The following is an 11,345-nucleotide window of genomic DNA, read 5'->3' on the forward strand; positions in this document are numbered from 1 at the left end:
ACCAGGGGGGGCAGAGGCGTGCAGGAGGATTTGGATGGCCAGGTCTTGGCGCGGGCCGAGCTGCGTAGCCGCCTGGCCGACGCACTGGCCACGGCTGGGATGAACAAGACGCAGCTCGCCACCCGGGCGGAACTGGGGCGCACGACGGTGTCGGCGGCGCTCTCGCCCCGGGGGGATGTTCCGTCCGCGCAGACCGTGGCCGCGCTGGCCCGTGTGCTGAAGCTGCCCGTGAACGAGCTGCTTGAGTTGCAGCGGCTCGCGACCGGGGCACCGGGGGCGGACAGTTGTGCGGGGCGGGGGCCGGGCAGGCCGATCAGGGCGTGGGAGCCGCACGATCTGGAGGTGCACCCTGCCGGGCCCGGCAGAATCCCTGCGGATACCGGCGCTTTGGCAGGTCGAGTGCTACCCGGGTACGTACCCAGAGAGCATGACCGGATGCTGGGCATCGTAGTGCAGAATGCGGCGGCCGGCCGGAGCGGAATGGTCGTGCTGGTCAGCGGCTCCTCAACCGGGAAGACAAGGGCGTGCTGGGAGGCCGTTCAACCGCTCGCATCGCTGGGGTGGCGGCTGTGGCACCCTTTCGACCCGACCCGCACACAAGCAGTGCTCAAGGAGCTGCACCGTGTCGGGCCGCAGACAGTGGTGTGGCTGAACGAGGCCCAGCACTACCTCGGCGACTCCAATGTCGGTGAACAGATCACCGCCGCGGTGCACCAGCTCCTCACCGACACCGGGCGAGGCCCGGTGCTCGTACTGGGCACGCTCTGGCCCGAATACGCCCACCAGTACACCGTCCTGCGCATACCAGGCGAGCCCGACCCGCACAGCCGGGTCCGGGAACTCCTCGCCGGGCGGACCCTGGCTGTCCCCGACAGCTTCGACGCCGCCGCGCTGGCCGCCGCGACCGCGCTCGCCGAAGCCGGCGACCATCTCCTCGCCGACGCCCTCGCCCGGGCCGGTGACGGACGAGTGGCCCAGGACCTGGCCGGGGCCCCGGAACTCCTGCGCCGCTATCAGCAGGCCACCCCTCCCGCCCGAGCGCTCCTGGACGCCGCGATCGACGCACGCCGCCTCGGCGTCAGCCTCCACCTCCCCCAGACCTTCCTGACCGACGCCGCGATCGACTACCTCACCGACGCTGACTACAACCAGCTCACCGACGACTGGGCCGAGCGCGCCTTCGCCGAACTCGCCCGGCCCGTCCACGGCAAACAAGCCCCCCTCCGCCACGCCACCCCCCGTCCTCCCAGGCGCCCGCCCACACCGGCCAAGAGCACCGCAAGCACGCCGACAGGTCCGGGTCCGGTGTTCCGTCTGGCCGACTACCTCGAACAGCATGGCCGCCGCGCTCGAAGACGGCTCTGCCCGCCCGCGTCCTTCTGGCACGCCGCCCACACCCACCTCACCCACCCCGACGACCTAACCAACCTCGCCGAAGCCGCTGAAGACCGTCACCGCCTCCAATGGGCCCACCACCTGCTTCATCGTGCCGCCGAGCACGGCAGCACGCGCGCCCTGATCCGCCTGGCGAGACAGCAGCAGGAAAAAGCCGGCGACTGGGACGGCACTGAAGTCCTTTACCGCCAGGCTGTCGGCCTTGGCGACACCAGCGCCCTCGAGGGCTGGCCGGACTTCCTGGTCAAACAGGAAAGGGCGCGCATTTTGGAGGGCGCCGGAGACCAAGAGGCCGCCGTTGCTATCTGGGACGAGCTGGCCGAGAGAGGGTTCGTGGACGCCTACAACCGCATTGGGCAGCGGCATGAGGAGGACGGACGCCGGGCTGACGCCGAGCGCTTCTACCGGCTGGGCGCCGAAGCCGGCGATCCGGACGCCATGCAGAGCCTGGTGTTCCTGCTGGCCGAGGACAGGCATTTCAAGGAAGCCGCCGAATGGACCGAACGCATCGCGGCAATCGGCGACATCTACGCGTACCCCCGGCTTGCCTACCGCTATGAGGCGGCGGGCGACCTGACCAACGCCAAGGTCTACTTCCAGAAGGCCGTCGACGCCGGGCTGATCGATGACTACGGCGACCTTGTCCGCCTTCATCTTCAGGAAGGTGACGACGAGGAGGCCATGCGGATCCATAAGGAAGGCGTCGAGGCAGGCTGGACTCGAGTGCCCATGCTGGTCGCCGAGGACGCAGGCGACCACGCCCAGGCTGATGAGCACGCCTTCACTGCGGTCGACCACGGAACAGTGCAGCCGCTTCGAGAGCTGATCTTCCGGCGGCTTCGGCAGGACAGCGCTCATGCCGGGCCCCTTGCCCGTAAAGCGATCGACGCGGGCCTCGCCCGGATCGTCCTCGGCATCGGGGGCGACAGTGACTCGGAGCATCCCCAGGCCAACGCCGTGCTCCAGGAGGTCCTTTCGGACGCTGACGAAATCAACGCCCCTGACCCAGAACTGTGGTGACCGATCCCGGCACTGGTTGGCAGCCTGCGCAGGGCGCCAGCCGACGAGCCGTCTGACGAACAATATCGGGAGTGGGCAGAGCGGATGGCTGCAGAAGACATCCACAAGGAAATGCCCATTGCTTGAGACACGGGCACGCCGGCACGGGCCAAGACAGCCCAGAAACGCGCTGGTCAGGTCTGCGCTCGATGACACGAGCCGCGAGATCCTACACCATTTGTGGGATCTCAGATCCCGTGTCGGAATCTCACGGTCGATGTCGGATGGAAGTCGGATCCGATATCGACCGCGATACGCCCCAGTGTCCTGTCGCGTTGAAGCTGTCGGATTCTCACTCGTTCTCGTTCGCGCTGGCGGATTCTCATTGCGTCGCGTTCTTAGCGGCGAGGTTTGCCTCGTTCATGCGGTTTGATCTCACTTCTCTGGTCTCGTTCTCGCTGTACCCGTCACGGTCGCTTTCGGCAGGTATGCGGAGCCGGGAGTGGCGATGGACCTGGATCTGGTCGATGTCGAGTGGGCTGACAGGGAGGGCGGTGGGCTGAGGGAATCCGTGCTGGAGGCGGTGTCTCGGGTCCCGTTCGAGTCTGTACTTCCGGTCCGGCGGTTCGCGTCGTATCGCGGGCAGCGGCCTCCCCGCCCTGCCCCGCACCGGCCAAGGCCTCGGCCACGGAAGCAAGAGCGTAGGCGCGGGTGTCGGGGTCGGTGATGCCCCGGGCGGCTGCGGCAGCTTCGTCGACAAGGGCAGCGGCATCCCCGCCCTGCGCCGCACCGACCAAGGCCTCAGCCACGGAAGTCAGAGCGTGGGCGCGGGTGTCGGGGTCGGTGATGCCCTGGGCGGTTTCGGTGACGAGGCTGGCCGTTTCGGGCTTGTTCTGGGCGATTATATAAATCTGCGCGAGAAGCCATGGAACTGAGCCTTTTCCATCGTGATCAGGCGGCGAGTTCGAGTGCGACGACGGCACGGACGACGGCGGTGATCCGGGTGGTGCTGCAGCGGAGCTTCCTCAGGAGGCGCCAGCATTTGAGGGTGGCCATAGCGCGTTCGCCGGGGCTGCGGATCTTGGCGTGATCGCGGTTGTGAAGGCGACGCCAGCCGCGCAGGTTCTTGCCCCGGAACGGGACGCGGACAGCAGGGCCTGCGCCCTGATACGCCCTGTCAGCCCAGCACTTGACGTCGTCAGCGGCGAGAGCGGCGGGAATGCCGTGGGTCCGGGCCGCGGTCAGATCGTGCACGGCTCCGGGTAGCACGTCCGAGGCCCAGATCAGGCGGCCGGCTGGATCCGCGAGGACCTGCACGTTCATCCCGTGGTGCTTCTTCTTCCCCGAGTAGTACGGGCGGTCGGCGGCGATGCGGTCGATCGGCAGTACGGTGCCGTCGAGGATCACGTACGCCTTCTTCCGCACTGTCAATCCCCTCGAACTGTGGAGATCTTCTAAGCGGCCAGCTCCATGGCGGAGTCGGTCCGGTGGTCGTGCTCGTAGTCGATCGGACTCTGATATCCACACACGCTGTGTGGTCGCCGGGTGTTGTAGAAGCCGGTGATCCAGGTTGCGATCCGCAGCCGGGCCTCGGTGCGGGTGGCGAACGTGTGCCGGTGGACGTACTCGACCTTGAGCACGCTGTTGAACGCCTCGCTGACGGCGTTGTCGAAACACGACCCGACGCGGCCCATGGACTGGGTCACGCCCAGGCGCCGACAGGCCCACCGGAAGCGCCGGGACTGATATTCGCTGCCCCTGTCGCTGTGGAAGATCACGCCCTTCACATCGCCGCCCCGGGCGGCCGCGGCCATGTTCAAGGACGCGACGACCAGCTCCGCGTCGTGACGCCCGCCCCTCGCGTAGCCGAGCAGTCGGGGCGAGAACAAGTCGATGACGGTGGCCAGGTAGAGCTTGCCCTCACCGGTGACGATCTCCGTGATGTCGCCGCACCACACCTGGTCCCGAGCGTCCGCGGTGAAGTCCCGCCGCACGAAGTCCGGGGCCGCCGGCCGCTTGCCGGGCCGGGTCAGTCCGCGTCGGCGGCGGACCTTGCGCCCCGCCAGCCCGAGTTCGGCCATCAGACGGGCGACGGTGTTCACCGAGACGCGCCAGCCCGCCCGGACCAGGAGGAGCCAGACCTTCGGGGAACCGTAGGTGCCGCCGGAGTCCTCGAAGATCTGCCGGACCACGTCGGCCAGCTGGCCGCGCCGGACCTCCCGCACGGTGGCGGGCCTGTCGCGCCACTTGTAGAACCAGGACTCCGACACCCCAAGAGCCCTGCAGGCCAGACGGTGCGGGACGCGGTACTTGGCCCTCTGGTTACCGATGAACACCGCCAGGGCGGCCGGGTCCGTCCCGGTCACTTCACCCAGAGGACCATGCATCGCTTGAGGACATCACGCTCCATCTCCAGCTCGCGTATCCGCTTGTCCTTCTCACCCATCTCCCGCCGCAGCCGCTCCAGCTCGGCGCGCTCGGCCTCCCGCATCCGCCCGCCCGGTGCAGGCTCGGCCGGCCGGTCCGACGACGCCGACCCGTTGCGCCGCCACCGCGACACCCAACTGTGCAGCGTGCCCGAGTGCACGCCGAGCTCCTCGGCCACCTCCGGGATCGGCCTGCCCGTCCCGATCACTATGCGTACAGCACCCTCTCGAAACTCAGGCGTGTACGTCCGTTGCTTGGACCCCATGAACCCCAACCTCCCCTGCAATCACGGACTCCACGCTACGAGGGGAGGGACAGGGTCATTGGGTCGCCGGGCCGTGGAGGTCCCCTCAACGTTCGCCCCGTCGTTTGCGGCAACGCTGACTGAATTCCGCGCGCGGCCGGGACCGTGCGTCTGTACACGTCGAGTCACGCGTCCAGCTGTGCGCGAATGAGCGTGTCGAGTCGCTGCCATGCCGGGGACGAGGCCCGGACCGTGCTTTGGATGAGAGCGGGAATCTCGGAGGCTGCGTCCAACTCGGGCAGTTCGTCGGGTCCGTAGCGTTCCCGGGTCGCATCGGCGATCCGGCGGGCCAGGTCGTCGATGCGGGGATCGTCGGCTTTCAGGTCGTGCGCGTGGTCATAGCTGAGGAAGAGCTGCCGCAGTACCGGGTCGGCCAGGGTCTCGGCTTGGTCGTGAAACAGTGTGATCGCGCGGTCCGGGTGGGTGGCGAACACGAGGATCCACAGGTCGCGTTGCAGGTCCACCCACCGAGGTGTGAATCCCCAGCGGGCCAGCTGCTTCAGATGGGCATCGACCTCGGTGGGCAGCGGTGCCAGATGCCCTGCGGCAAGCTGGTGCAGGCGCCCCTGTGTTGCCCGCAGGCCACGGATACGGGCGGTGAGCTCGTCGTCGATCTCGCGCAGCGCCTGCCGGAATTCCTCGTCGGTCGCTGATCTCAGGTCCCGGATACGGGCCAGGGGGACACCGGCTTCGGCGAGTGTCCGGATCTTGATCAGGTCGATGGCATCGTTCGCACCGTACCGCCGGTAGCCGGACGCATCGCGGTCGGGCTCGGGGAGCAGCCCCTTGTCGTGATACACGCGAATGGTCTTGATCGACACTCCGACGTACCTGGCCAGCTGCCCGATGGTGATCACCCGGCCATAGTTCCACTTGACCCTTCCCCTGGGGCAGGGTTGCAGCATGGCGTCATGACGAACATGAATTTCGATCGGGAGACCCTGCGCGAGCTGGCCGATGAGGGGAATGAGACCGCTTTGGACCGGCTGGCCGGCCTCGCCGACACAACTGGCGACTACGAGGAGCTGAGCGAGCTGTTGGACGAAGGGTCCAGGCACGCCGGGTTCCTGCTCACTCGGCGCGCGGCCGCGACCGGCGATCTGCGCGAGCTGCAACGGATCGCCGACGCCGGGTACGACGAGGCCGGGAACGAGTTGGACCGGCTGCTGAAGGCACCCGTTGACGGGCATCGGGATTGAGGTCCGCATTCCTTATCCAGGTGGGCGTCCTGGCCGCAGCCGACCTCGGCGCCGCCATCCGGCAACAACTGCGGGAGGTGCGCGCCCCCGTCGTTGCAGACGCCTCGGCTACCACAGCAAAACCACCACTCGGCTCCGCAACGAGATCGGCCGGACATGGAGCCGATACGCCCCGGGGGCCACACACGGTCACCAGAAGGCTGGCCCCTCGGGGAACTGACGATAGTTGAATACGAGAGCCCCCCAGTAGGCCGTGGTAGCAGCGGGGAATTGACATCACTGATGCGTCAATCATCATGATTTTGATGTTGGTCCTGGTGCGCCTTGCGATGCGAAGCTGAAGCCCCCGGTGATCTGGCGTGTAGCGAGAGGCAGTCTTCATGGACACCTTCAAGACGAAGAACGGTTCGGCCCAGGGCTTTCGGGCCTCTGCCGACATCGTCGCCGTCCTTGGCATCCCGTACGCCGCCCCGCCGTTCGGCGCCAACCGGTTCCTGGAACCTCTCCCGGCACCGGCGTGGACCGGAGTGCGGGATTGCACGGAATTCGGGCCCATCGCCCCGCAGTCGGCGCAGTTGCCCGGCGCACCCGTGTGGTCTCCCGACGACGAGGACATCCTCACCGTCAACGTCTGGACTCCGGCCCCGGATGGCGGCCGCCTGCCCGTCCTGGTCTGGATCCATGGTGGTGCCTACACCTTCGGGTCCTCAGCCCAACCCGACTTCGACGGCACCGCGCTGGCCCGCGCCGGTCTGGTCGTGGTCACTCTCAACTACCGGCTCGGCTTCGAGGGCTTCGGTCACATCCCGGCCGGCGAAGCAACCACCTACCCGGACAACCGGGGCCTGCTCGACCAGGTCGCCGCCCTGCGCTGGGTTCGTGAGAACATTGCCGCCTTCGGTGGCGATCCGGACAACGTCACGGTCGCCGGCCAGTCCTCCGGGGCCGCATCGGTTGCCTGCCTGATGGTGATGGATCGCGCCCGTGGCCTGTTCCACCGTGCCATCGCCCACAGCGCCGCCAGCCCTTGCTACACGCTCGAAATCGCTGCGGCAACCACTCGCGAGGTCGCTGCGGCGGCGGGCTGCCCCGCCACACCCGAGGGCCTGACATCTGTGACTCCCCAGGCCCTGATCACCGCCTCCGACCAGGTGATCGACGACTACCGGCATGACTCGGCCTCCGGATCCCGCCACTACGACCCCTCGCTCTACGCCCCAGTCCTTGACGGCGATGTCCTGACCACCGACCCCCTCACGGGGATGGCCGCCGGCGCGACTCTGGGAGTGGACCTGCTGGTCTGCCACACCACGGAGGAGTACTGGTTGCTCGACGCCGTCGGCAGCAGTGCCAAGATCACCACCGATGAACAGCTTGCTCTCTTCGCTGAAGACTTCGGCCTTCCTGACGGCCTGGTGGCCGGCTATCGCGCCGCGATGCCCCATGCCCCGGTGCTCGACGTCTACCTCGCCGTCTTCGGTGATCTGCTGTTCGGCGAGTACAGCAACCGACTCGCCGAGCTTCATGCCCAAGCCGGCGGCCGGGCGTTCCTGTCGCGTTTCGATCGTCGGCGCACCGGCCCGCACGGGGTCGTACGGGCCTGGCACTGTGCGGACATCCCGTTCGCCTTCGGCAACCTGGACAGCGACTGCCTGGCATTCCTCATCGGCGGCGCACCCACCTCCGCAGACCATGGACTGGCACGTCGCATGGTGCGTGCGTGGTCCGATTTCGCTTCCACCGGAAACCCGGGCTGGCCATCGGTCAACAACTCCACGGCCCAGGCCAAAATATGGAGCACCGACGATGACCCCACCGACGACAGGCCCGCCGTGGTCCGTGCTCTTTGGGCCGGGGCCGACTTCCCGGTCCTTCGTCCGTGAACCGGGGGCGCGCCCTGCGCCAGTTCAGCGTCGAACAAAGCCTCATCGGCGACACGGTGGGAGCCGACGGCGCCGCCTCCCTCCTCCACCACGGAACCGGCTCCGCCGGGCGACGCATGCTCACCGAGCCCGCGGACTGATGGCGTGCCGTTGCGGCTCGTGTCCCGTGAATCCGCCTGGACCCAGCTCTCTCTTCTGATACCTCCCCCGCCTGGCGAGCCCAAACGGCTCATCTCCCCCGGCCTCACTCGGCCACCGCGCCGGGCAACGCCGAACGCGCTCAGGTCAGGCCCGCTACGTCCGACCCGCGCGACAGGACAGGGCCCGCGCCTGGAGCGGGTCCTGCCTTGTCCGGCGCCGGGTCCCGGCAACGCCGGCGCGCACTGAAATCTTTCATGAGCGCCGGTCCGGACCCGATGACGTCGGAAACCTAAAGGTCCGGCGTCGCGTCCGGGGTCGCGTGCACTGTCCCGGCATATCGCCGGACGAAGCCGGTGTCACCATCAGCCGTGACAGTCATGTCATACCGCCCGCCCTCCGTGGGCCAGGTCAAGGGGACCTTCTCGCGTGGGCCTACCAGCCGAGTGAGTGCCACGCCGCCGGGGTCGTTCGGGGTGACGGTGAAGCGCGCTGCCGTCCCACCCTCATTGGCCAGCAGCAACGCGACCGACGCGTTCTCCGGCTTGCTGCCCTGCAGGACCGCTGTCACCTGAGGCGCGGCAGCCTCGTTCTGATCGACCGCGGCAACGGTCCCTGCGAAGCGGCAGACGAATCCGTCTGCGCCGTGGACGGTGAAGTCGTAGCGACCGCCGGTGCGTACGGCGTCCCATTCATAGGTGGCGGTGCTCCGCGGCGCGACGGTGAGCGGTGTTCCGGCGAACGGCCTGACGATGTTGGGGAACACTGTGAAGTGGAAGGCCGCGCTTCCCTCGTTGGTGAGGGTGCAGGTGACCTTGCCGGTGGCGCGGTCCAGCGCGACGTCGGCCCATGGGCGGTAGGGCAGCGGCCTCTGTGGGCGAGGACCGCCGGGTTCCTGCGTCGGCATGTCCTGTGTGCCTGGGGCCGGAAGCCGCACGGGCGGCAGTTCCTGCGCTGCGTCGGCCTGCTCCATCAGTGCGCGGGTGTCGGGGAGCGTGGGGATCGAGTAGTCGGGCCGGGTGAAATCGAAGCAGCTGGTGAGGTCTCCGCAAACGGCGCGGCGCCACTGCGAGATGTTGGGTTCTCGCACGCCGGTGACGAGCTCCAGGAAGCGCAGCACGGAGGTGTGGTCGAAGACCTGGGAGTTGACCCAGCCGCCGCGCGACCACGGGGATATCACCCATAGCGGCACGCGGTTGCCCAGCCCGATCGGCTGCCCGTCCACGAACTCCTCGGGGGTGCCCGCGGGTGGGAAGGGCGGCACGACGTGGTCGAAGTAGCCGTCGTTCTCGTCGTACATCACGAGGAAGACGGTGTGCCGCCACACCTCGGGGTTGGCGAACACCGACTGAAGGGCGGTGTTGACCCAGTGCGCGCCGTAGGCGGGGCTGGCGGTCGGGTGCTCGCAGAACAGGTACGGCGAGACCAGCCATGACACCGTCGGCAACGTACCGTCCTTGCAGTGCGCATCGAAGGCCGCAAGGTCCCACTTCGTCATCGCGTTGATGTAGCGCGGGTCGTCCTTGTCGAAGGCATGGAACTGGCTGAAGTACTCAAGAGCATTGTCCTCATAGTTGCCGTCACGCTCGTCGAGTCCGGGCGTGTGGTAGACGCGCCAGGAGACGTCAGCCGCCGACAGGCGCTCCGCGTACGTTGTCCAGTCGCATACCGGGCTCTCGGGCAGCGGAGTGTTGTCGATCCACGGCCCGGTGGTGCCGTCGCGCCCCGGGCCGACCGTGCCGGTCCACAGGTAGAGGCGGTTGGGGCTGGTGGGTCCGGCCAGGGAACAGAAGTACCCGTCGCAGAGGGTGAACGCGTCGGCGAGCGCGTACTGGTAAGGGATGTCCTCACGGGTCAGATAGCCCATGCTCTGCTCACCCTTGGCGGAGGTCCAGCGGTTCATCGCGCCGTTGTTGATGGCGTCGTGTCCGGACTCCCAGTCGTGGGGCAGGCCGTCGGCGTTCTGCGCGTTGAACTTCGTGGAGTCCATCCGGTAGGGCAGCAGGACGCCGCCGTCGGTGCGGGACAGGGCGGGTTGGCGAAAGACGCTGTCGCCGTTCGGGAACGTCAGTGCTTGACGGTCATCGAACCCGCGCACGCCGTTCAGCGTGCCGAAGTAGTGGTCGAAACTTCGGTTTTCCTGCATGAGGACCACGACGTGGCGGATGTCGTCCATGGTGTCAATTCCCCTTCGTGGCAGTGGGCAGGGACGCGAGCAGACGCAGATCTGCCCCCTCCAAAGAGTCGATGACCATCCGCCCCGCCACGGAGGGGATCGGTACGGTGGAGGGAACGGCCAGCACGGCGCACCCGGCGGCCTCGGCCGCGGCGACACCCGTGGGCGTGTCCTCGACGACCACGCAGGCGCCCGGATCAACGCCGAGGGCGGCGGCCGCCGCGAGGTAGGGATCGGGCGCCGGCTTGGTGCGGGCGGTGTCCTCGACGGCGAAGGTCAAGGTGAACCGCTCTTCGCCCAGGGCCTTGCGGACGAGGTCGACGACATGGCGCGGTGACGCGGAGACGATCGCCGTGGGGACCTCGGCTGCGACCAGTTCGTCCAGCAGGCGCAGTACGCCCGGACGGGGGACGACGTCCTGGGCGACCAGAGCGGCGAACGCCGCGTCCAGGTCGGTGGCAAGCACGCCGGGGCCGGGGGCCGTAGGGCCGCCGGTGCGGTGGAGGTGAGCCGCGGTGTGCGCCGCCGGGCGGCCGAGCACGTGAGGCGTGTCGGCATCGGTCAGGGGCCGCCCGATCGCGTCTGCGATCTGCTGCACTGCGGCCCACCACAGCCGCTCCGTGTCGACGAGCGTGCCGTCCATGTCGAACAGCACGGCAGCGGGACGGCCGGCGGTGGGGTTGCGGTGGTTCATGGATGTTTCTCCGGTGCGTGGCGATCGGGTGGAAGTGGAGGCTCTTCGCATCGAATGCCGGCAGGGTCGGCGGGGCGGGTCCGAGACGAAGGTGGCGTCGGGTGGCAGAGGTGGCTGGAGGCGTCGGCTT

The 11,345-nt window shown here is 68.2% G+C and carries 9 protein-coding genes and 1 pseudogene; 4 read left to right on the plus strand and 6 right to left on the minus strand.

Translation table 11 applies throughout. From position 1 onward, the window contains the following. Window positions 1–18: 18 nt before the first annotated feature. The gene (locus ACWCXX_RS32080; RefSeq protein ID WP_451133398.1) at window positions 19–2,415 is read left to right on the plus strand and encodes a hypothetical protein; all 2,397 of its coding nucleotides are present in this window, start codon (window positions 19–21) and stop codon (window positions 2,413–2,415) included. 930 nt (window positions 2,416–3,345) lie between these two features. Here ACWCXX_RS32080 and ACWCXX_RS32085 read toward each other — a convergent pair. The 4 genes and pseudogenes from ACWCXX_RS32085 to ACWCXX_RS32100 form a co-directional block, all read right to left on the minus strand. Then, window positions 3,346–3,810 (minus strand): annotated as a pseudogene (locus ACWCXX_RS32085) (transposase family protein); the annotation flags it as partial. A gap of 38 nt (window positions 3,811–3,848) precedes the next feature. Next, window positions 3,849–4,781, minus strand: coding sequence for an IS3 family transposase (locus ACWCXX_RS32090; RefSeq protein WP_451133400.1), 933 nt, complete (start codon window positions 4,779–4,781; stop codon window positions 3,849–3,851). Further along, window positions 4,757–5,086, minus strand: a complete 330-nt coding sequence (locus ACWCXX_RS32095; protein WP_451133402.1) for a transposase — start codon at window positions 5,084–5,086, stop codon at window positions 4,757–4,759. The genes ACWCXX_RS32090 and ACWCXX_RS32095 overlap by 25 nt, the downstream gene beginning before the upstream one ends. Window positions 5,087–5,250: 164 nt before the next feature. Beyond that, on the minus strand, window positions 5,251–5,982 hold the full coding sequence (locus ACWCXX_RS32100) for a MerR family transcriptional regulator (protein WP_451133404.1): 732 nt from the start codon (window positions 5,980–5,982) through the stop codon (window positions 5,251–5,253). A 54-nt stretch (window positions 5,983–6,036) separates the two neighbouring features. On the opposite strand from ACWCXX_RS32100, the gene ACWCXX_RS32105 reads away from it, so the two are divergent. The 3 genes from ACWCXX_RS32105 to ACWCXX_RS32115 all read left to right on the plus strand — a co-directional run bounded on the left by ACWCXX_RS32105 (window position 6,037) and on the right by ACWCXX_RS32115 (window position 8,347). Continuing rightward, window positions 6,037–6,324, plus strand: coding sequence for a hypothetical protein (locus tag ACWCXX_RS32105; RefSeq protein ID WP_451133406.1), 288 nt, complete (start codon window positions 6,037–6,039; stop codon window positions 6,322–6,324). Between the two features lie 380 nt (window positions 6,325–6,704). Next, the gene (locus ACWCXX_RS32110; RefSeq protein ID WP_451133408.1) at window positions 6,705–8,207 is read left to right on the plus strand and encodes a carboxylesterase/lipase family protein; all 1,503 of its coding nucleotides are present in this window, start codon (window positions 6,705–6,707) and stop codon (window positions 8,205–8,207) included. Then, window positions 8,204–8,347 carry a hypothetical protein gene (locus tag ACWCXX_RS32115; RefSeq protein ID WP_451133410.1) on the plus strand — a complete coding sequence of 48 codons (144 nt, stop codon included), beginning with the start codon at window positions 8,204–8,206 and terminating at the stop codon, window positions 8,345–8,347. The genes ACWCXX_RS32110 and ACWCXX_RS32115 overlap by 4 nt, the downstream gene beginning before the upstream one ends. A gap of 290 nt (window positions 8,348–8,637) precedes the next feature. Here ACWCXX_RS32115 and ACWCXX_RS32120 read toward each other — a convergent pair whose 3' ends face one another. Together ACWCXX_RS32120 and ACWCXX_RS32125 are read right to left on the minus strand one after the other, a co-directional pair. Then, window positions 8,638–10,521, minus strand: coding sequence for a phosphocholine-specific phospholipase C (locus ACWCXX_RS32120; protein WP_451133412.1), 1,884 nt, complete (start codon window positions 10,519–10,521; stop codon window positions 8,638–8,640). Window positions 10,522–10,525: 4 nt separating this feature from the next. Beyond that, window positions 10,526–11,215, minus strand: coding sequence for an HAD family hydrolase (locus ACWCXX_RS32125; protein WP_451133414.1), 690 nt, complete (start codon window positions 11,213–11,215; stop codon window positions 10,526–10,528). Between the last annotated feature and the right edge of the window lie 130 nt (window positions 11,216–11,345).

This window comes from Streptomyces sp. NPDC001732 (assembly GCF_053596315.1).

Bases quoted from the DNA above. Each gene is read 5' to 3' on its own strand.
- ACWCXX_RS32090 (WP_451133400.1), bottom strand. From the start codon at position 4,781: ATGCATGGTCCTCTGGGTGAAGTGACCGGGACGGACCCGGCCGCCCTG.
- ACWCXX_RS32095 (WP_451133402.1), bottom strand. From the start codon at position 5,086: ATGGGGTCCAAGCAACGGACGTACACGCCTGAGTTTCGAGAGGGTGCT.
- ACWCXX_RS32105 (WP_451133406.1), top strand. From the start codon at position 6,037: ATGACGAACATGAATTTCGATCGGGAGACCCTGCGCGAGCTGGCCGAT.
- ACWCXX_RS32110 (WP_451133408.1), top strand. From the start codon at position 6,705: ATGGACACCTTCAAGACGAAGAACGGTTCGGCCCAGGGCTTTCGGGCC.
- ACWCXX_RS32120 (WP_451133412.1), bottom strand. From the start codon at position 10,521: ATGGACGACATCCGCCACGTCGTGGTCCTCATGCAGGAAAACCGAAGT.
- ACWCXX_RS32125 (WP_451133414.1), bottom strand. From the start codon at position 11,215: ATGAACCACCGCAACCCCACCGCCGGCCGTCCCGCTGCCGTGCTGTTC.